General features: G+C 34.2%; 23 protein-coding genes. 16 read left to right on the top strand and 7 right to left on the bottom strand.

The annotated features are described in order from the left end of the window. Positions 1 to 17: 17 nt before the first annotated feature. From FLAPXU55_RS15310 to moaA, 12 genes are all read left to right on the top strand, one after another. Entirely contained in the window at positions 18 to 587 is a 570-nt protein-coding gene (locus FLAPXU55_RS15310; protein WP_053470286.1) for a 4Fe-4S dicluster domain-containing protein, read from the top strand. A gap of 9 nt (positions 588 to 596) precedes the next feature. Continuing rightward, complete coding sequence (locus tag FLAPXU55_RS15305) at positions 597 to 1,109, top strand: QcrA and Rieske domain-containing protein (RefSeq protein ID WP_180858815.1); 513 nt, start codon at positions 597 to 599, stop codon at positions 1,107 to 1,109. 24 nt (positions 1,110 to 1,133) lie between these two features. Continuing rightward, positions 1,134 to 1,382 (top strand): DUF6755 family protein, encoded by a 249-nt coding sequence (locus FLAPXU55_RS15300; protein WP_053470284.1) that lies wholly within the window; start codon positions 1,134 to 1,136, stop codon positions 1,380 to 1,382. 162 nt (positions 1,383 to 1,544) lie between these two features. Further along, positions 1,545 to 2,717, top strand: a complete 1,173-nt coding sequence (locus FLAPXU55_RS15295) for a molybdopterin molybdotransferase MoeA (RefSeq protein WP_180858814.1) — start codon at positions 1,545 to 1,547, stop codon at positions 2,715 to 2,717. A gap of 170 nt (positions 2,718 to 2,887) precedes the next feature. After that, positions 2,888 to 3,634: a sulfite exporter TauE/SafE family protein gene (locus FLAPXU55_RS15290; RefSeq protein ID WP_180858813.1), complete on the top strand. Its 747-nt coding sequence runs from the start codon at positions 2,888 to 2,890 to the stop codon at positions 3,632 to 3,634. A gap of 260 nt (positions 3,635 to 3,894) precedes the next feature. Beyond that, positions 3,895 to 4,464 (top strand): molybdenum cofactor guanylyltransferase, encoded by a 570-nt coding sequence (locus tag FLAPXU55_RS15285; protein ID WP_180858812.1) that lies wholly within the window; start codon positions 3,895 to 3,897, stop codon positions 4,462 to 4,464. A gap of 5 nt (positions 4,465 to 4,469) precedes the next feature. Continuing rightward, a complete protein-coding gene (cobA, locus tag FLAPXU55_RS15280) occupies positions 4,470 to 5,258 on the top strand; it encodes a uroporphyrinogen-III C-methyltransferase (protein ID WP_180858811.1) in 789 nt (262 codons plus the stop codon). A 2-nt stretch (positions 5,259 to 5,260) separates the two neighbouring features. Further along, the gene (locus FLAPXU55_RS15275) at positions 5,261 to 5,500 is read left to right on the top strand and encodes a MoaD/ThiS family protein (protein WP_053470280.1); all 240 of its coding nucleotides are present in this window, start codon (positions 5,261 to 5,263) and stop codon (positions 5,498 to 5,500) included. A 10-nt stretch (positions 5,501 to 5,510) separates the two neighbouring features. Beyond that, on the top strand, positions 5,511 to 6,581 hold the full coding sequence (moeB, locus tag FLAPXU55_RS15270) for a HesA/MoeB/ThiF family protein (RefSeq protein ID WP_180858810.1): 1,071 nt from the start codon (positions 5,511 to 5,513) through the stop codon (positions 6,579 to 6,581). A gap of 246 nt (positions 6,582 to 6,827) precedes the next feature. Continuing rightward, on the top strand, positions 6,828 to 7,259 hold the full coding sequence (locus FLAPXU55_RS15265) for a molybdenum cofactor biosynthesis protein MoaE (protein WP_007807486.1): 432 nt from the start codon (positions 6,828 to 6,830) through the stop codon (positions 7,257 to 7,259). A gap of 9 nt (positions 7,260 to 7,268) precedes the next feature. Continuing rightward, the gene (gene moaCB, locus FLAPXU55_RS15260) at positions 7,269 to 8,183 is read left to right on the top strand and encodes a bifunctional molybdenum cofactor biosynthesis protein MoaC/MoaB (RefSeq protein WP_180858809.1); all 915 of its coding nucleotides are present in this window, start codon (positions 7,269 to 7,271) and stop codon (positions 8,181 to 8,183) included. Next, positions 8,170 to 9,177, top strand: a complete 1,008-nt coding sequence (moaA, locus tag FLAPXU55_RS15255) for a GTP 3',8-cyclase MoaA (protein ID WP_180858808.1) — start codon at positions 8,170 to 8,172, stop codon at positions 9,175 to 9,177. Before moaCB ends, moaA begins: the two co-directional genes overlap by 14 nt. 266 nt (positions 9,178 to 9,443) lie before the next feature. On the opposite strand, the gene FLAPXU55_RS15250 is transcribed toward moaA, so the two are convergent. Beyond that, complete coding sequence (locus FLAPXU55_RS15250; protein WP_180858807.1) at positions 9,444 to 10,106, bottom strand: hypothetical protein; 663 nt, start codon at positions 10,104 to 10,106, stop codon at positions 9,444 to 9,446. A 302-nt stretch (positions 10,107 to 10,408) separates the two neighbouring features. On the opposite strand from FLAPXU55_RS15250, the gene FLAPXU55_RS15245 reads away from it, so the two are divergent. The 3 genes from FLAPXU55_RS15245 to FLAPXU55_RS15235 are packed head-to-tail and all read left to right on the top strand — an operon-like array spanning position 10,409 to position 11,737. Next, positions 10,409 to 10,828, top strand: coding sequence for an SRPBCC family protein (locus FLAPXU55_RS15245; RefSeq protein WP_180858806.1), 420 nt, complete (start codon positions 10,409 to 10,411; stop codon positions 10,826 to 10,828). After that, positions 10,825 to 11,268: an EVE domain-containing protein gene (locus FLAPXU55_RS15240; RefSeq protein WP_180858805.1), complete on the top strand. Its 444-nt coding sequence runs from the start codon at positions 10,825 to 10,827 to the stop codon at positions 11,266 to 11,268. The genes FLAPXU55_RS15245 and FLAPXU55_RS15240 overlap by 4 nt, the downstream gene beginning before the upstream one ends. A gap of 10 nt (positions 11,269 to 11,278) precedes the next feature. Then, entirely contained in the window at positions 11,279 to 11,737 is a 459-nt protein-coding gene (locus FLAPXU55_RS15235; protein WP_180858804.1) for a MarR family winged helix-turn-helix transcriptional regulator, read from the top strand. Between the two features lie 35 nt (positions 11,738 to 11,772). On the opposite strand, the gene FLAPXU55_RS15230 is transcribed toward FLAPXU55_RS15235, so the two are convergent. Next, positions 11,773 to 13,215 carry a rubredoxin gene (locus FLAPXU55_RS15230; protein ID WP_180858803.1) on the bottom strand — a complete coding sequence of 481 codons (1,443 nt, stop codon included), beginning with the start codon at positions 13,213 to 13,215 and terminating at the stop codon, positions 11,773 to 11,775. Between the two features lie 292 nt (positions 13,216 to 13,507). Beyond that, complete coding sequence (locus tag FLAPXU55_RS15225; RefSeq protein WP_180858802.1) at positions 13,508 to 17,026, bottom strand: nitrate reductase; 3,519 nt, start codon at positions 17,024 to 17,026, stop codon at positions 13,508 to 13,510. 175 nt (positions 17,027 to 17,201) lie between these two features. Between FLAPXU55_RS15225 and FLAPXU55_RS15220 the strand changes: the two genes are divergently transcribed. Beyond that, positions 17,202 to 17,906, top strand: a complete 705-nt coding sequence (locus tag FLAPXU55_RS15220; protein WP_180858801.1) for a Crp/Fnr family transcriptional regulator — start codon at positions 17,202 to 17,204, stop codon at positions 17,904 to 17,906. A gap of 163 nt (positions 17,907 to 18,069) precedes the next feature. Here the strand turns inward: FLAPXU55_RS15220 and FLAPXU55_RS15215 are convergent, their stop codons facing one another. The 4 genes from FLAPXU55_RS15215 to FLAPXU55_RS15200 all read right to left on the bottom strand — a co-directional run bounded on the left by FLAPXU55_RS15215 (position 18,070) and on the right by FLAPXU55_RS15200 (position 20,719). Further along, the gene (locus tag FLAPXU55_RS15215; RefSeq protein WP_219637266.1) at positions 18,070 to 18,690 is read right to left on the bottom strand and encodes a class I SAM-dependent methyltransferase; all 621 of its coding nucleotides are present in this window, start codon (positions 18,688 to 18,690) and stop codon (positions 18,070 to 18,072) included. A gap of 3 nt (positions 18,691 to 18,693) precedes the next feature. Next, the gene (locus FLAPXU55_RS15210) at positions 18,694 to 19,407 is read right to left on the bottom strand and encodes an exonuclease/endonuclease/phosphatase family protein (RefSeq protein ID WP_180858800.1); all 714 of its coding nucleotides are present in this window, start codon (positions 19,405 to 19,407) and stop codon (positions 18,694 to 18,696) included. A gap of 11 nt (positions 19,408 to 19,418) precedes the next feature. After that, positions 19,419 to 20,198, bottom strand: a complete 780-nt coding sequence (locus FLAPXU55_RS15205; RefSeq protein ID WP_180858799.1) for a DUF6896 domain-containing protein — start codon at positions 20,196 to 20,198, stop codon at positions 19,419 to 19,421. 155 nt (positions 20,199 to 20,353) lie between these two features. Continuing rightward, positions 20,354 to 20,719, bottom strand: a complete 366-nt coding sequence (locus FLAPXU55_RS15200; RefSeq protein ID WP_180858798.1) for a hypothetical protein — start codon at positions 20,717 to 20,719, stop codon at positions 20,354 to 20,356. Positions 20,720 to 20,729 lie beyond the last annotated feature (10 nt).

Here is a 20,729-nt window from a genome sequence, read left to right as displayed (position 1 = left end):
TATAAAAAAATGAAGTTATGAATTTGACCAATTTTAATACAAACGAAGAGTTTTTTGTAGATATGCAGCGCTGTATTGGCTGCAAAGCCTGCGAAATGGCCTGCGCCGAATGTGAAACCAACGGCCAGCAAACTTTAATAAGCGTAAATTATGTAGATCGTGCTTCGACAATACAAACCACAGTTCAGGTTTGTATGCATTGCGAAGACCCGGTTTGTGCGAATGTCTGCCCCGCGGATGCGATTTCACAAGATGAATTTGGTGTGGTACATACTGCTAATACGGAAAGATGTATAGGATGTTCAAACTGTGTAATGGCTTGTCCTTTTGGTGTACCTAAAAAAGTAGAAGAATACGATTTAATGATGAAATGCACGATGTGTTACGACAGAACAAGTGTGGGTAAAAAACCAATGTGTGCCACAGTTTGTCCAAGCGGTGCATTGTTTTACGGAACAAGAGAACAAATTGAAGAAATGAGACCAAATAGTACGCCAGTGAACAACTTTATTTTTGGACAGGAAAAAGTAAAAACAAAAGTGAATATTATGATGCCAAAAGGCAGTACAGAATTAAGAATTTATTAAACCAGAATCATGTCAAAAGAAGATAATTTAAATCAAAACTGGAAAAAAGATTTCCCTATAAAAAAACAGGAATCAACTCAGGTCAGCCGACGCGATTTTGCTAAATTCCTGACTTTTGTTTCCGGCGGATTAATGGTAGGAAGCGGATTCGTAACCGCAAAAGCATTTTTATTACCAAAAGAAGAAGTACAAGGCGAACATTTCATCTGCAATAAAGAAGATGTTCCCGTAGGCGGAACTCGTGGTTTTGTTTTAGAAGGAAGTACAATTCCGTATATATTAATTCACTTAGAAAGCGGTGATTTTAGGGCTTACGAGCAAAAATGTACGCATCTTTCGTGTTCCGTATTTTACAAACCCGGAACCGGAATCATTCACTGTCCTTGCCATGAAGGTTCATTTGATGCCATGACAGGAGATGTAATTGCAGGTCCGCCACCAAGAGCTTTACCACAGTTAGAAGTGATATTTAAAGAAAATGCTGTTTTTGTAAAAGCAATGATAGATAAAAAAGACAGTTAGATTGTATAATTTAAATTTATAGATATGAGTACTTTTAGACGAAGCCAGAATCGCGCTAACCCTAATAAGCTGAACAATATACTTTCGACACTTATTTTTATCCTGATTTTAAATGTCAGCATTCAAATCTGGCTTTTATATGCGTCCTTAAATAATGCACTAGAAAATAACAAGGAAATATTAATTCCTGCCTTTATAGCTTCTGCAATACTATTTTTTATTGGTTTTGCATGGTTATATTATCTTCCAAAAGGTAATTTTAAAAGAAAGTAAATCAAACACTTCAACTTTAAAAGCTATTTGATTTTTTCGCTCGGTATTTAAAAGAATTAAGCTAAATTTATATTTTTAAAAAATTTAGGTACTTAATTGATTTAACTAAGTAAAAATACTTATATTTGTAATAAGTATTTTTTGCTTATAAAAATAACACGAATGATTAAAGTAGAAGATGCTATAGCGATTATTGAGGCGAACAGCAATAAAATGTCGACAAAGCTAATTTCGGTTAGCAAAGCGTTAGGATATGTTTTGGCAGAAAAAGTAATTTCGCCAATCGACATGCCGCCGTTTCGCCAGTCGGCTATGGACGGATATGCCTTTACGCACAGCATCAAACATCAATATGATATTGTTGGGACTTCACAGGCTGGAGATCATTCAAATGTAAAATTAAAAGCAAACGAAGCAATTCGAATATTTACAGGCGCATTTGTTCCAGATAATGCAGATACTGTAGTGATGCAGGAACATGTAATGGCAAATAAAAATTCTATTTTGATTGCCACAATGCCTGAAAAACATTCAAATGTTCGCCCGAAAGGAGAACAAATTGCGAAAGATGCTGTAGTTTTTGAAGCCAATACTTTAATAACGCCCGCAGCGATTGGATTTCTGGCCTGTTTAGGAATTACAGAAGTAGAGGTTTACAAAAAACCGAAAGTAGCGATTTTAGTTACCGGAAATGAATTAGTACAACCAGGAAAAAACCTTAAAAAAGGAAAAATTTTCGAAAGTAATTCATTTATGCTGGAAGCGGCTCTTGAAACTATCGGAATCAAAAAGACAAAAGTTTACAGAGTAAAAGATAATTTAAAAGCGACAAAAAATGCGCTTAAAAGTATTCTGAAAAAATACGATGTTGTTTTAATTTCCGGCGGAATTTCAGTTGGCGATTATGATTTTGTAAAAGAAGCTTTATTGCAAAACGGCGTTCAGGAATTGTTTTATAAAATCAATCAGAGACCTGGAAAACCAATGTTTTTCGGTTCAAAAAAGGAAACCTTAGTTTTCGCTTTACCCGGAAATCCAGCTTCATCGCTAACGAATTTTTACATTTACGTTTCGCCCGCAATTAAAAACAAACTAGGATTTTCAGAAATTCATAAAACAAAAGTAGTTCGAAAATTAAATTCGGATATTAAGAACAATACAGGAAAAACATTATTCTTAAAAGCAAAATACGACGAAACAAAAGTCACCGTTCTCGACGGACAAAGTTCCGCAATGCTGAACACTTTTGCCGTAGCCAATAGCTTACTTATTGTTCCGGAAGATATTCAGGAATATAAAAAAGGACAGTTAGTTACATTATTGCCGATTGATTAAGAAATTTTAGATTTTAGATTGTTGATTTTAGATTTTTAGAATAAGAAAATAGAATAAAGAATATAGAAAATAGATTTTTGTTATTAAGGATGAAAAGCAGTGTGTAATTTTAAACATATAGCTTGACAACTTGAAACTTTAAACCTGAAACAAAATAAACAAAAAAAAAAATGAACCTATTAAGTTCCGAAAACATATTACTATTCAGTTTCGCATTAATCGTTATTGCGTTTTTATATTCCAGCGTTGGTCATGGCGGCGCATCGGGGTATTTGGCTTTGATGAGCATTTTTGCTTTTCCAATTTCGATTATGAAACCTTCGGCTTTGTTGTTGAATTTGTTTGTTTCGAGTATTTCGTTTTTGTTTTATTATAGAAAGAATTATTTCAAACCAAAGCTCTTTTATCCGTTTGCGGTAGCCTCGATTCCTGCAGCATTTATTGGAGGTTTTATAACTTTAGATAATGCGATTTATAAAATAGTTTTAGGAATTGTATTGGTTTTCGCAGCGCTAAGATTGTTTGGGGTATTTAATTTTAAAGAAAAAGAAGAAGTAAAAATCAATCTTCCAATCGCATTGGTAATTGGTTTTGCGATAGGTTTATTGTCAGGAATGTTAGGAATTGGCGGGGGAATCATCCTGAGTCCGATATTATTATTTTTAGGATGGGCATCGGTAAAAGAATCGGCAGCGGTTTCGAGTTTATTCATATTTGTGAATTCAACAGCCGGAATGTTAGGATTCTTTTTAGGTGGAAAAACAATCCCGATGGAAAGTTTCTATTTGGTTCCGATTGCAGTAATAGGAGGAATGTTAGGCGGATTTTACGGAAGCGGCTCTTTCTCTAACAGAACATTAAAAATGGTTTTAGGAACAGTAATTTTGATGGCAAGTGTCAAATTGATTTTTCCTTGAGATTGAAAAACAAAAATCGCTCATAATACGTCCCCGAGGTTGAAACCTCGGGCAATATTTGAAAAGCAAATGTAAAAGATTGCTAAATAAACATAGCCAGCGGTTTCAACCGCTGGAGACAGATTGGCAAAACCTTGAAGTAAAAAATGTCACCCTGAGCGAAGTCGAAGGGCGCTCCAATTGGAACGTGGGCTTCGACTTCGCTCAGCCTGACAAATGCGAGCAAAACTTGAAACGTGAAATTTGAAACAAAAGAAACTATGAATATATCAACATTTATTCTTTGCGGTGGAAAAAGCTCCAGAATGCAGTCTGAAAAAGGATTAGTGCTGTTTCAGGAAAAACCATTTATAGAACATATAATTAAGGCAATTTTGCCTATTACAGAACAAATAAAACTGATTACGGCATCAAAAGAATACGATTATCTGCCGTATGAAAAAATACCCGATATTATTTCAGATAAAGGTCCGTTAGGCGGAATTTATACCGCCTTATCCCATTCTGAAACCGAATTCAATTTGATTTTAAGCTGTGATATTCCGTTGATTTCTACTGAATTATTACAGGAATTAATTTCAAAACATACAGAAGAAGCCGGAATTACCGTTTTTGCTTCAGAAAGTAAAACGCATCCATTAATTGGGATTTATTCAAAAAAGATTGTTCCGGTTATTAAAAATGCGATTGATTCTGATGAATTAAAAATGATGGATTTATTGGCCAAAGTGCCGCATCAAATTTTGAATATAGAAGAAAGTGAAAACTTTCCTTTGACGAATATTAATTCGGCCGACGAATTAAATGATCTGAATATCAATTTAAGTTAGAGATTATGCAAAACTTAAAAACACCAAAATTAACGATTGTGGGCGCAGGTCCGGGCGACGTTGAATTGATTACGATGAAAGCGATTAAAGCTTTAAAAAGTGCCGATGTAGTTTTGTATGATGCTTTGGTAAATGAAGAATTATTAAAATATGCATCAAATGCAGAAATTGTTTTTGTTGGAAAACGTTTAGGCTGTCACGCTTATACGCAGGACCAGATTAACGATTTGATTGTTTCGATGGCAAAAAGTCACGGACATGTGGTAAGATTAAAAGGCGGAGATCCGTTTGTTTTTGGAAGAGGAAGCGAAGAAATCGAGTTCGCAGAAGAATTTGAAATTGAAACTGCTATCGTTCCCGGAATTTCATCTGCTTTGGGTGTTCCTGCTTCCGTTGGAATTAGTTTGACACAGCGCAAAGTAGCCGAAAGTTTTTGGGTAATTACCGGAACAACTTCCGATCATAAATTATCAAAAGATGTTCTTTTAGCGTCAAAATCGGCGGCGACCGTGGTTATTTTGATGGGAATGCATAAATTGGATGAAATAATTTCTATTTATCAGGAAAACAGAAATGACGATTTACCCATCGCTATTATTCAAAACGGAACAAAAAATTCAGAACAAAAAGTGGTTGGAACTATCAATACAATCACTAAATTGGTTGTTGAAAAAAATATATCATCGCCCGCAATTATTGTGATTGGTGAAGTAGTGAGAAACACTTCAAGCTGGATTTCCTATTTTCAGGAACATTTTGAAGATGAATTCATTTTTCAAAATTTAAATTTATAAAAATGATCGAGATTAAATATTTTGGGGCTGTTGCCGAAAAGACAAAATGTGAGTTCGAAAAGTTATCTTTTTCCGAAGAATTGTCTCTGCAAAAACTATTGCAGGATTTAAACGAAAAATATCAATTTGAATCGCTTTCTTTCAGTGTAGCAGTAAATCAAAAAATAGTTTCAAAAGCAGCAGATTACAATTTACAAACAAGTGATATTGTTGCTTTATTACCACCGTTTGCCGGAGGTTAAAAATTAATTTATGAGTGCATCAAACCGATATAACCGACAAATGATTCTTCCTGAAATAGGAGAGGATGGTCAGTACAAATTATCGAAAGCGAAAGTTTTGGTTATCGGTGCCGGAGGTTTGGGCGCGGCAATTTTGCCTTATTTGGCTGCAGCCGGAGTTGGCGAAATTGGAATTGTAGATGATGATGTTATTGAGATTTCAAATCTGCATCGTCAGGTGATTTACAAAAGTTCGGCTGTTGGAAAATCAAAAGTGGAAGAAGTAAAACTGATGATTTCAGAATTGAATCCGCTGGTAAAAGTCAATGCTTTTGCGGAGAAATTATCAGGTAAAAATGCCATTTCGTTATTTGAAAAATATGATATTATTGTTGATGCAACAGATAATATTTCGATTAAATATTTAATAAATGATGCTTGTTTGGTAACCAATAAACCAATGGTTTACGGATCGATTTTTAGATTTCAGGGACAGGTTTCAGTTTTCAATTATCAAAACGGACCAACATACAGATGTTTATATCCAGATGAAAATAACAATGCTTTAAATTGTGAAGATGCCGGAGTAATTGGAATTTCGGTTGGAATTATCGGAATGTTTCAGGCAAATGAAGTCCTAAAAATGATTCTCGGAATTGGTGAAGTTTTAAGCGGTAAAATATTAGTTTATAATATCCTCAACAACGAACAGCAAAAATATGATTTTGATAAAAGTAATTTTCAGTTAATAAGCAGAGAATCATTCGAAGAAAAATATAATAAATCTGAAGTTGAAGAAATAAAATTTGAATCGATTTTGGATGAAATAAACAATGATTCCGTTTTATTTCTGGATGTTAGAAACGCGCACGAATTGCCAAAAATCAGTTTAAAAAATCAAATTCAGATTACTTTGCTGTATCTAGAAAATGAAATTGAAAAACTGGATAAAAACCAGAAGATTTATGTTTTCTGTCAATCCGGAATTAGAAGTAAAATCGGAGCAGAATTGCTTCAAAAGCATCAATTTAAAAAGATAAAAAGCATTGCTGGCGGAGTTTTAGCAATGAAAGATATATTGAAAGAAGAAATAAAAATATAGCCACAAACTTTAAAATGTTCGTTATAGTTTGTCATTTCGACGAAGGAGAAATCTTCGTAAGTAGCTCGACAAAGATAAGCGAATTACTGCGGAGTTTCTTGCGAAGATTTCTCCTTCGTCGAAATGACAATATTGAGGTTAATTCTCTTTACTACAGATTTTAATTAGTGAAAATTAGTGTAATTCGTGGCAAAAGAAAAAATCATTTTAATCCATATAATCTGTGGCAAAAAAAAAACATAAAAAATGAGTAAAAATGTATTTGTAGAAGGACCAATTTCTCCTGAATTTATAGCCGAGTCGATTGCGAAACATCAATCGAAACATACAATTGGGGCGCACAATATTTTTTTGGGACAAGTTCGTGCCGATGTAATTCACGATAATACAGTCGTGGCGATTGATTATTCAGCTTATACTGATATGGCAAATGAAGCTTTGCATACCATTCGCGAAAAAGCTTTCGCTAAATTCGATTTAACCTGCATGCACATTTACCATAGTTTGGGCGTTGTAAAAGCAGGTGAAATTTGTTTGTTTGTGTTTGTTTCGGCAACACGTCGCAAACAAGTTTATGAAGCAACAGAAGCGATCGTAAACTGGATTAAAACCGATGTGCCGATTTTTGGTAAAGAAATGTTTGAAAACGATACATTCACCTGGAAACAAAATACCTAATAAAACAGAATGGTAGATATTACGCATAAAATAAGCACATTAAGAAAAGCAACCGCAACAGCAATTGTAAAAGTCAGCAGACAAGAAACGATTGACGCTGTGGTGAACAATTTGGTTCCGAAAGGAAATGTGCTCGAAATGGCAAAAACGGCAGGATTATTTGCGGTAAAAAATACCCATTTGTCTATTCCGGATTGTCACCCGCTTCCAATTGAATTTACTTCGGTTGAATATAAAATTGAAGGATTGGAGATTCAGATTATCTTCAATGTAAAAACCGTTTATAAAACCGGAGTTGAGGTTGAAGCCATGCATGGCGCATCGATTGTCGCATTGACAATGTACGATATGCTGAAACCAATTGATAAAGAAATCGAAATTTCAACCATTAAATTGATTAATAAAGAAGGCGGAAAATCTTCTTTCAAAAATAAATTTCCGTATGCGATAAAAGCGGCGGTTTTTGTTTGTTCTGATTCGATTTTTACAGGAGATAAAGAAGATCGTTCCGGAAAAATTATTGTAGAAAAATTAGATTCATACGGAGTTGAAACTTCTCATTATGAAATTATTCCTGATGAATTGGATATTATTCAGGAAAAAACAAAAGCTTACGCAAAAGATAATCAATTGGTGATTTTTACGGGCGGAACTGGATTATCTCCAAGAGATGTAACGCCGGAAGCTTTATCGCCAATATTAGAAAGCAGAATTCCCGGAATCGAAGAAGCAATTCGCGATTACGGACAACAAAGAATGCCGTATGCCATGCTTTCGAGAACTGTAGCCGGAACTTTGGGTAAAAGTTTAGTTTTGGCTTTGCCTGGTTCCACAAACGGAGCGAGAGAATCGATGGACGCTGTGTTTCCGCATGTAATGCACGTCTTTCATATTTTAAAAGGAAAAAATCATGACAGCCTCTAACACAATTTTGACGGATGTTTTTGGGCGCAGACACAACTATCTGCGAATTTCGCTGCTGGAAAAATGCAACCTGCGTTGTACGTATTGCATGCCGGCCGACGGAATTGCGCTTTCTCCTAAAGCTAGTTTAATGACAGCCGACGAGATTTTTGGTATCGCTCAGACTTTCGCACAAAATGGTGTTGACAAAATTAGATTAACGGGCGGAGAACCACTTTTACGAAAAGACTTTCCAGAGATAATCGCAAAATTAGCTGCTTTAAATATTTCACTTTCGATAACTACAAACGGAATTTTAATCGATCGGCATATAGATGTTTTAAAGCAGTTTAATGTCAAAAAGATCAATTTGAGTTTAGATACTTTGGTTTCGTCTAAATTCCATTCTATAACGCTCAGAAATCAATTTGAAAAGGTTGTAGATAATCTGCATTTACTTTTGAATCATGATTTTCAAGTCAAAGTAAATGTAGTTTTAATGAAAGGTTTTAATGATAATGAAATTGTTGATTTTGTTAAACTAACACAATTTCTGCCTATTTCAGTAAGGTTTATTGAGTTTATGCCTTTTGCAGGAAACGAGTGGGACAGAAGCAAAATGGTTTCGCAAAATGAGATTTTATCTTTGGTTGGAAATACTTTTGCTGAAGATGAAATTCAAAAACTGGAAGATGAAAAAAACTTCACGGCCAGAACGTATAAAATAAAAGGTTTTCAAGGTGATTTCGGAATCATAAGTTCGATTACAAATCCGTTTTGCGACAGTTGTAACCGAATTCGTTTAACGGCTGATGGAAAAATCAAAAATTGTCTTTTCTCTAATTCAGAAACAGATCTTTTAACGCCTTTTAGAAATGGCGAATCAATCACGAATCTAATTTCGGAATCTGTTCAAAATAAAAAGAAAGTCCGCGCCGGAATGGTTACAATTGATGAAATGAACGATCCTGCGAAACATTTTGACAATCGTAGTATGATTGCGATTGGGGGGTAAAAGTCAATTGTTAATTGTTAATTGTTAATTGTTAATTGTAACACATTACTATATGTCCTTCGACTTCGCTCAGGGTGACATAACAATTACGATTGTCAGGCTGAGCGAAGTCGAAGCTCTTCGCACAGTATGTCCTTGCGAGGAACGAAGCAATCTCACTATTATGAGTAACGTACCTATTGCTAGTGCGGTTGCTTCGTTCCTCGCAATGACTGGAACGCATAAAAAAAGGTTCAACTTTATTAAAGTCAAACCTTTCTTAAATATTATTTTTTCTTTTTAGCTTTAGCCTTCTTTTTAGACTTCACTTTCTTTTTAGCAATTTTTTTTGCTTTCGCTTTATCTTTTGCTTTTTTAGCTTTTTCTTTTTTCTTAGCTGCAGCTTTTAATTTTGCTTTCTTAGCTTTTTCTTTCTGCTTGTCTTTTTTAGCTTTCTCTTTTTTCTTAGCTACTTTCTTTTTCGCTTTGTCCTTTTCTTTGTCCTTCACTTTCTTTACTTTTTTATCAGATTTATTTTTAGCAGTTTCTACAGTTGTAGCTGCTTCATTTGTGCTTTCTTTTTTTGCATCAGTAACAGCAGTTTTTGTAACCACTGTTTTTACAGCCTCAGGTTTAATAGTTGGAGTCAGTACTTTTTTAGCAGGAGCTCTGCGTGCAGCCGGTTTTGGTGTAGTTACAGCTGTTTTTGAAACAGATGCTGCCGGAGCTTTTGCTGTAGCTGCTGGTTTTTTTACAGCTGTTGCAGCAGGTTTTGCAGTTGTTGATGCAGGTTTAGCCGTTGTCGCAGTTTTAACTGGAGCAGCTTTACGAACAGGTGCTTTTGCTGGTGTTTTTTCTTCAGCTTTTACACTTTCTGCTGCGGGCTGAATATTTTCAGTTGTAGGTGAATCGATTTTCTCAGGGGTTACTTCTTCGTTCTTGTTTTCCATATAAATGTGCTTTTAAATGAGGATTATTAATAACAATGTGATCAAATTGTTAATTTATGGTTAAGTAAAGATAACTATAAAACAAGTCTCCCAATGTTAAGTTTTTTGGTGAGATTTTAATTTAACTATTTGAAAGTAAATTATTTGACTTTTTTATAAAAATTAAAAACTAAAATCTCTTAACAATTCTACATGGATAATAAATCCTCTAATTGAAAAAATATAGAAAATCTTAAATAATTAATTGTTTTAATAAGTTTACTTATTATATTTGCACTTATTAATTTTTAATTTGAAATAAAATGTGGTCAAAATCTCATTCAATAATTACTAAAGACGTAACAAAAGAACAAATGTGGAATCTGTTTGCAGATGTCAATAATTGGCATACTTGGGATACAGGTATTGAATATGCTAAATTGGAAGGAAACTTTGAAAAAGGAAATCATTTTTTATTACGACCAAATGGCGGGCCGAATGTAAAGGTTGAACTACTCGAAGTTTTAGAAAATAAAAGATTTCTGGATGTAACTAATTTCCCGTTAGCCAAAATGTACGATGAACATGTATTTGAAGAAACTCCAAACGGATTGAAGATTACCAATACGATAAGCGTAAAAGGCTTATTAGGTTTTCTTTGGGTGAAATTAGTAGCAAAAAAAATTGTTGATAATTTACCTGCAGATGTTCAGGAACAAATAAAAGCAGCTTCTAAATTATGAGAGCAAAAAAGTATTGGATAGCCACAATTTCAAAAGAACATGCACAAAGAGCTATAAATGGCGGATTTATTCAAGTCTGCCATGGAAAAGAAGGACCATTGAAAAGAATGCAGAAAGAAGATCAGATCTTAATTTATTCCTCTAAAATAAAGATGGAAGTAAATGAGAAGTGCCAATGTTTTACAGCTTGGGGAAAAGTACTAGATGATGAAGTATATTCATTTGAGATGACTGAAAAATTTGTACCCTTTAGAAGAAATATCCAATTTATGAAATGTAATGAGGTTTCGATACTTCCGCTTATTGAGAATTTGGAGTTTATCTCCAATAAAAAATCGTGGGGATATCCATTTCGTTATGGATTCTTTGAAATCAATGAAAATGATTTTAATTTTATAACTTCAAAAATGGTTTCTAGCATTACTGAAAATTCACAATAAAAAATAAAAAATGAGTACATCAGAAGATAATACATTTAGCGTTGAAACGCCAGAAGAAAGTTCTGGCTTTTTGTTGTGGCAGGTAACAAACCTATGGCAACGTGAAATTAAAAAAGCTTTAGAACAATATAATATTACGCATTCTCAGTTTGTGTTAATGGCTAGTATACATTGGCTTACTATTCATAAACAAGAAGTTACACAAATTATACTTTCGGCAAATACTAAAATTGACCCAATGACAACTTCTACAGTTTTAAGAACTTTACAGCAAAAGGATTTCATTATCAGAGCGGAACATGCTACAGATACAAGAGCAAAAGTAGTTGTACTTACTGATTTGGGAAAAGAAATTATAAAAAAAGCAATTGTAACTGTTGAAGATTTTGATAGAAAATTCTTTTCTGTTTCCGGAGTAAAAACAAATGATTTAAATCAAAACTTAATCGCATTATTAATGCAGAAATAGAGCTGTCCATTTTATTTGTATTAATTCTCAGCAATTTACTTCGTCAGTTCACTATCGCTCGTGTCCAGAATTTTAAAATTGCTTTTTGGTGCTTCGCATAACGAACAGCAATAATCTTCGCCTAAATCTGTAAATAAAATACCTTTTGGAATACCTTGGCTTTCGTCTCCGTATTCTGGTTTATAAAGCGTTAAGCATTCCTGGCATTGGTAAATATCTTGCTGTGGTTTTTCTTTTTTCTGCGTTTTTTCGGTGGATTCTGTTGTTGCGTTTCCGAGTTCATTAAAATATTTTCGGCTTAATTCAATTAAAATCGTTGGCAATTCGAGTTTGTCAATGTCTTGCGAATGCACAATATATTCGCGTGTATTTGGGTCGAAATTCTTCGCAAACAATACATTATAGGTATCGCGAATTTTTATAGATTCTAAAGCGGCAGGAAGTTCGTTTTTTTCAATTACGATAGAAGTAAAATAATGACCATCACGATTGTATTCGGAAATTCCGAAATTTAATCCGTAAGTACTAATGTCAAATTGATCGAGCGTACGAACCAAAAATGTTTTCAGGTTCAAGGCCCATTCCATTGCAACGGGTAAATGCCAGTTGAGTTCCAACAGCGAATGACGAACGTTGATTCCGCGTTTGCCTAAGAATTTTTCCCATTCGAGTTTTCGATCTTTTGGAATTCCTTTTATGATAAAAGATTTCCAAGGCGTGATACAGATTTTCCCAATTTTGCAGTCGAAACATAAATCGCACATTTCTTTTAGAAAATCGAGATCGTATAAATTATTTCGCCAATATAATCCTAACCAATATTGATCGATTCCCATTCTGTTCATTCCTTCGTAATAAGGAAACGGATAAAACGGAATGTTCAAAGGTTTGTCGATCGTTCTGTTATTGGTGTCTAAAGCTTCGCTTACGAGATTAAAAATCAAATCGATCCCGATGGATTCTTCGGCGGTAATTTTTTCGATTTCATAATAGAATTTGGCAATATCCCAGCTGTAAATTAAAACAGGATAAACTTCCATGCGTTCCCATTTTGGTAAACGAATATATAAGTACCAATAATCTTCGTGTTCTGAAGCAATGAAGTTTAAATGTCCGGTAAACAACGGAACCAATTGCTGTTTTGGATCGTTTATATTGACTTTAAGTTTGGGCTGTTCTTTAAAAAGTTCTAATATATAAAGGAATTTATTTCCGGTAAGCCAATTGGTATTTCTGAAAATATCTGTCGAAACATAAGACGAAACTATATTATTCCCGCTTTTTTGATCGGGATAAACAAAATGATGTTTTCCTAAAGCTGTTTTGTGCAAAGATGTAAAACCTTTTGGAAAAATAATATCTTGTCTAGACCCAAATGAAATAGAATCCAGTCCTTGATCTGCTGCCATATTAACGACTTCTCTCAATTCTCCCGGCGAAATAACGCCTCCTTTTACTATTAATCTTGTCAATTCCATTTGTTTTTTGTTTCAGGTTTTCTTTGTTTCAGGTTTCAGGTTGCTTTACTTTGGATATAAATTTTACCGCAAAGTTCACAAAGGTTTTTCGCAAAGTTTCGCAAAGGTTTTTTACTTTATCTTTAATAAGTTGCCAAAGTTCACAAAGCATTAGGCAAAGGTTTTAGCGCATAGCTTTGTGAACTTTTTTCTTTAGAAAATAACCTTAAGCAGAAAATATAAATCTTTGCGAAACTTTGCGAAAAATCTTTGTGAACTTTGCGTTCACATCAACACAATCCAACACAAGCAACTAAATTTTACATTTCGCCAATATCTCTTTAACTTCTGTTTTACAGCTGCCGCAGCCTAAGCCGGCGCCTGTGTTTTTGCATAAATCGGTGAAATTGTTTACACCGCTTTTTATTGTTTCTTCGATATTTCCGGCTCCAACCTGACTGCAGGAACAAACTAATTTTCCTAAAACAGGTTTTGCGCTTGAGCTTCCTCTTAATAATAAATTTCGTTTGTCTGATAATTCGATTTTGCTTTCTATCATCGTTTTGAATTCGGCGAACTCGTTTTTGTCGCCCATTAAAATCGCGCCCACAAGCAAATCATCTTTTACGATGCATTTTTTATAATAGCGTTTTTTCAAATCGGCAAAAACAATTTCTTCGAATGAATCGTCGTTTTCTGGAATTTCGATATCGCCAATACTGCAAAGATTTAAATCTTCGAGTTTTAGAATATTCATTAAAACCGAACCTTTGTAATAACTGCTGATATCGCCCGCTAAAAAGTTAGCCAGAATATCGGCCTGTTCTTCGGCGGCAGAAGTGATTCCGAATAATTTATTATTGAATTCGGCGATTTCTCCAATCGCAAAAATATCCGGATTTGAAGTTTGTAAATACTGATTTACTTTCACGCCGCGTCCGCAGGAAAGACCGCTTTCTCTGGCAATTTCTATATTTGGAATAGTTCCGATGGTATAAACGATGGCATTTGCGGTAATGATCCTGCCGCTTTTCAGTGCAATTTCAATTTCGTTCGGATTATCGGTTTCAAAAACGGTGCTGACTTCGTTGTCAAAATAAATCTGAATATCACGAAGCTGAACTTCTTCGGCCAATAATTTACTGGAAATTAAATCAAGCTGACGTTCCATTAAACGCGAAGCACGTTGAATTATAGTCGTTTTTACTTTTTTATGTTTTAAAGCCGCTGCTAATTCTAATCCTAATAATCCACCGCCAATAATCACAACATGCTGTTCTTCGGGCGGAAGATTAGTGCTGTCAAGATGTTTTTTTAAACGATCTGCATCTTCTTTTCGTCTTACAGTAAATCGGCCCGGAAGATGAAGCTGCGCGTTTTCCGGAATAAACGGACGGCTTCCGGTTGCCAGAATTAAGGAATCGAAAGTATGAGTTTCGCCTAAACTGTCTTTTATAATTTTATTGGCTGTGTCTATTTTATCAATCGCAACTCCGGCTTTCATGGTAATGTTGAGCTTATTTAAAGCCTCGCCGTCTTTTACTTTTAAAAGCTGTTCCCAAGTGAATTCTCCCGTCATATATTCAGGCAATAAAACGCGGTTGTAAAATGGATTTATTTCATTCGAAAAAACAATAATTTCATCGGTTGTATTGAATTCGCGGTAGTTTTGAATGAACCTAAAAGAAGCTGCTCCGGCGCCTACAATTGCAATTTTTTGAAATGGTTTTACATATTTCGTAATCGAAACGGTGGTGAATTTAAAATCAGGCTCTTTTGAAACCGGATCGACAACAGTATTAGTTAAATTGTTGGTTCTGTTTAAATCATTTTCGAGTTGTTTTCCCCAATGCATGGGCAGGAAAACGACTTTTTCTTTAATGGAATCGGTTACTTTTGCTTTTACACGAACTTCGCCATTTTTACTTGTAACGGTAACAATGTCACCATTTTTAATTTCGTTTTTAAAAGCATCAATTGGATTTATTTCTAAAACCGGACTCGGAATATGAGTCAACAATCTTGATACTTTTCCGGTTTTTGTCATGGTATGCCATTGATCGCGAATTCTTCCCGTTGTTAAAATAAACGGAAATTCAGCATTTGGCTGTACCGATGTATTTTCTATTGAAACCGGAAGGTTAAAAATAGCTTTTTGTGACGGCGTATAAAATTTTTTATCAGTAAACAGGCGGGGAGTTCCCGGATGTCCGTAATCTGGAACGGGCCATTGAAAAGTGCCTTCGGTTTTTAATCGATGGTAATTTAAAAATGAAATATCGATGTTGGTGCCTTTTGTAAGTGCACAATGTTCTTTGTAGATTTCTTCGGCATTATTAAAATTGAATCCGTGGAAATTCATTTTTTTAGCAAAACGAATTAGAATTTCAATATCCGGAAGTGCTTCTCCGGGCGCATTTATTCCTTTTGAAAGATAAGAAATACGACGCTCTGAGTTGGTCATCGTTCCTTCTTTTTCTAACCATCCGGCGGCAGGAAGTAATAAATCGGCAAATTTTGCGGTATCGGCGTTGTGTGAAATATCCTGAACGACTACGAATTTAGCCTTTTGAAGCGCTTTTTCAATTCTTCTGGAATCAGGCAAACTCACCAACGGATTGGTGCAGATAATCCAAACGGCTTTCATTTTTCCAGATTCTAAAGCGTCAAACATTTCTGTTGCTGTCAATCCCGGTTTATCTGAAAGTTCATCAACGCCCCAAAAATCTGCAACTTCCTTCCGATGTTCTGGATTTGCGATATCTTTATGTGCGGCCAAAAGTGTTGCCATTCCTCCAACTTCACGTCCGCCCATTGCGTTGGGCTGCCCCGTTAAAGAAAAAGGTCCTGAACCCGGCTTTCCAACTTGTCCTGTTAATAAAGATAAATTAAGCAAAGCGGTGTTTTTGTCAACGCCAACAGCACTTTGGTTTAATCCCATTGCCCAAAAAGAAAGGAAACCTTTTGCTTTTCCGATAGTATCGGCGGCGAGTTTTATATCATTTAACGGAATTCCGCAGAGTTTGGAAGCTTTTTCTAAAGAAGTACCTAAAACTAAATCTTTATATTGTTTGAAATTTTCTGCGTGATTTTTAACGAAATCATGATCTACGTATCCTTTTTCGATAATACGTTTGGCGATGGCATGATATAAAATAATGTCAGATCCGGGAATAATTTGTAAATGAATATCGGCGAAAGCTGCTGTGTCAGTTCGTCGCGGATCGATTACAATGATTTTGGTTTTTGGATTTTTTTCTTTGTGTTTTTCAATTCTTCGAAATAAAATGGGATGGCACCAAGCGGGATTTGCACCTGTAATTAAAAGTGTATCGGCAAGTTCGATATCATCGTAAGCAATTGGAACAGAATCTTCTCCAAAAGTTTTTTTATAACCCACAACAGCAGAACTCATGCAAAGTCGAGAATTGGTATCGATATTATTGGTTTTCAAAAAACCTTTCACGAGTTTGTTTACCAGATAATATTCCTCAGTTAAACATTGTCCCGAAATATAAAATCCAACGCTGTCTGGTCCGTGTTTTTTTATTATTGAAGAAAAAACAGCGGCAGCGCGATCAAGTGCGGTATCCCAACTTACACGTTCCAGCGGGTAGGATTTACTGCCGCGCATTTCCGGATATAAAATTCTGTCTGAAGTATCGTTGACTACGTAATGCAGATTCATTCCTTTAGAACATAACATTCCTTTATTAACCGGATGATCTTTGTCGCCTTCTACCATTACGCCGTTTTTGGCATCGTTGGTTACGATTATGCCGCAGCCAACGCCACAATAGGAACAGGTAGTTTTGATTTTGGTATTTTGCATTACAGTTCTTTTTTAGATACTATTTCTTGAATCTGCAGGGATTTAGATAAATCACTTATACAAAAATAAGTATTTTTACGTATAAATACGTATTTTTTAAATTTATTTTTCTATTTTTGATCAAATCAAATGAGTAACAACAAATTAGTTTTTAATCCGATAAAAATTTGAACTCATGAAAGAAGAACAAACCGCTTGTTATTCTTGTATCAATGAAAATTGTTTTATCAAGAAACATCTGCATTTAGAACAAATGAGTCAATTTGTTTCTAAAAAGCAAAATATTGTCTGCAAAAAAGCGGATCAGTTTATTACCGAAGGCGCGCCGCTGCAAGGACTTTACTTTATTTGTAAAGGAAAAGTAAAAACAGTAAAAACCGGAATTAATGGACGTGAACAAATTGTTCGCCTCACAAAAAACGGAGATACAATAGGTTTTCGCGGATTTGGTACGGGTAAAAAATACTTAATTGGTGCTTATGCGCTGGAAGATACGGTTTTATGTAATTTTAGCAATGAAACTATGCTCGATATTTTAAAGCAGATTCCAGAATTTACCTATGCTTTAATGTTGTTTTATGCGGAAGAACTAAACAAAAGCGAAAACAATATTCGTAAAATTGCACACATGAATGTTCGTGAACGCGTGATTGATTTGCTGCTTTATATTCATCGTAAATTTGGACAAATCAACGGTTTAATTGATATTGATCTTTCCCGAAAAGAAATTGCTGATTTTGCTGGAACGACTGAAGAGCAGGCGATACGTGTAATTTCAAGTTTGAAAAAAGAAGAGTTGATAAAAACAGTTGGAAAACGAATTGGGATTTTGGAAGTTTCAGAATTGCGTTCTGAAATTATGGAGCATAAATATTTTTAGGCTTTCTAACACATAGAAACATAGAATTTTTAGATCTGCTTAAAACGAGGTTTTAAAAAATCTAGATTTTTACACATAGCTATGTTTGTTTTGTCAAATGAAATGACTTTTTTAGACAATGTAAACTATGTTTCTATGTGTTAAAATGATTACGTACAAATACTTATTTTTTTCTGCCAATAAAACGAATTACAGAACCTTTTCCGTTATGGAATAACCCTTCGTTAAGTTCGATTTCTTTTTCTTCTAATTCGATGATTTCATAATTAGGAAAATCACTTTTGATTTCTTCGATAGAAAATAGAGATGCGATATCTTTTGGACCGCCCACTTTTTCGTTTATGGCAAGATATTCTAAATGTTTTTTGCTGAAAGCCTCAAAAATAATAATACCATTTTTGCGTAATAGTTTGTGAAGCTGTTTGTGAATTGCTGATTTAATTTCTGCCGGAAAATGCGCGTAAATTAAAGCAATCGCATCAAATTGATCTTCGTGAAAATCCAGCGTTTCTAATTCGCCAACCTGATAATCAATTGAAACATTGTTGTTTTCGGCAAGTCGAATGGCTTTATTTTTTCCTTCTTCACTAATATCAAAAGCGGAAACGTTCCAGCCTAATTTTGCTGCAAAAATGGCATTTCGTCCTTCGCCTTCAGCAGGAAAAAGAATAGTGCCGGGATTTAGTTTTTCTAATTGTTCTTTTAAATAATTGTTGGGATCTTCGCCGTACGCGAATTCTTCGCTGCTGTAACGGTCGTCCCATCGCTGAGTCCAGTTGTTCATGATTTATATATTGAATATAATTATTAAAGGTTTGTGGTCACTGAGCGCTGTCCAGTCTTGATAAGTTCCTATTTGAACAGTTTCCAGGGCTTCAATAAAATCATTTGAAGCAAAGCAGTAATCCAGATGATACGGTTTATTTTCGTGTCTATAAAGATATAAAGTTGGATGTTCTTCTTTACCCTGAATTTGATTAAAATATTTATGATAAGTGCTAAAAATATTCTTGTCGCTTAATTTATTTACAACCGTTGTATGATTTCCTTCTCTTCGCGGTTTATCCCAAATCGTATTACTGTTGAAATCTCCAATTAAAATAGTTTTGGTTTCTTTAATTAGATCTTCATAGTAATTAATGGCTTTCCAAACCTGGGTTACATATTGTCCGTCTTTATCTTCAGGATTGTTTGCCCAGATTGCAAATAAGATAAAATCTAATTTTCCTCCAGTTACGGCTATTGGTAAAATGTTTTTAAAGTTTGGATTATGGCAATCCAAAAGTTGAAATCGATAATCACTATAAGAGAAAACGCCAAGTCCTTTATGCGGATTTGTTCCATACCAAAGTATATCGTTTGGTAACTTTGAATTAGCAGGAAATTTTAATTTTTCAGGATTTTCACACTCAGAAATTACAGCAATATCAGGATTGTGGGCTAGAATGAATTCTGCTTTTTTTCTGAATGCCATGTTGCAATTCCAAGCTATGAGTTTCATGAGATAAGAATTTAAAATTTGCGTCTTGTAAACTTCCAAAAACTAAATTTTCTTTTTGCAGTTTGTTCTTCAGGGATATATTCTTTTATTTCTATTTTTTCTCGATCTGTAACTACAATTCCTGTGTGATTTTTAAAATTTGAATTGATATGTTCAAATTTACCAAGAGAAAGCATCTTTTCATTTATTCTAACTCCATCTGCATAATCTTCATAAATCTTCATAGGTAAAGGTTTATAATGAGGTGTTGATTTGATGAAATTAGTAAAAAAGTATGGGTCTAAATCTCCAAATTCAAGACCGAAAACAAGTGGAACTTCAATCATTTGCCCCGTTTTTTTGTTTTCAAAACCGCAATGAAAACCATGAAAAAAATATCTCCATTCTTCAAATTTTCCAGCTTGTTTGTTGTTCTTCAAAAACTGATTAAATGTTATCCAAGGACAATCTGAATTGATTGTAATTTTAAGCTGTTCGGCCAGTTTGAAGATTAACTTTTCACCTAATTCTCTATAATCCTTAGCACAATTCTCAAAAAATAGTTGGTGTTCTTCAATTTCTTGATCTGTAATTAGTTTAGCAATATTAATTTCTGGATTTAAAAGATGAATTCCAACCTGAAATCCTTGTAATTGCTTTTTAAAATTCTGACCAATAGATTCTCGTTGATTTTGGACTGAATTTTCAAAAATAATTTTTAGGGTTTTGGTTCTGGGTATTTTTCTAATTTCTTCTAATGAAGGAATTTGATCAATTGAGTTTATTGTTATTATTTCTGTTGTTCTTTTCAATATATCAGTTTAAATGATGAAAATAATTTCAATCAAATATATTAAAGAATATTCCAAAACATTCAAAATAAAATACCCTTTTCCAAAACTGAAAAAGGGTAAGTTAAAATGTTTATTTTAGAAAATTCTATTAAAGATCGCTTTATTTTTGAATCTTAACCAACAAATTTTGTTTCACCACTATTAATGTCAATTTCTGCAAAATTATGTTTTCCGATAACGATAAGCAGTTTGTTTGCATTATATCCTACATATCTAATTTCAGGTTCTCCTTTTTTTGGTTTTCCACAAACAGAAATTACATTAGTCTGCCATTTTAATTTGCTTCTTTTGTAGGCTGATATGGTCTGCAGATCATTTTCAACATAATAAATAATGTTGTCTTTTTTAATGCCTCTTTTTTGTGTTTTTGCGAAATTAATTTCAGAGTTTTTTGAAATTAAAGCATCATTGTATTTTTGGCCAATACCAGGTTGCGTAACAATGAAGGTTAACATTGATAGTTTTAAAAATTGTTTCATTTGGGGGATA

Origin of the sequence: Flavobacterium panici (assembly GCF_903819335.1) — a bacterium.
Taxonomy (GTDB): Bacteria; Bacteroidota; Bacteroidia; order Flavobacteriales; family Flavobacteriaceae; genus Flavobacterium; species Flavobacterium panici.
The sequence above is the reverse complement of the archived record's forward strand: the minus strand, read 5'-3'. Positions and strand labels throughout refer to the sequence as shown.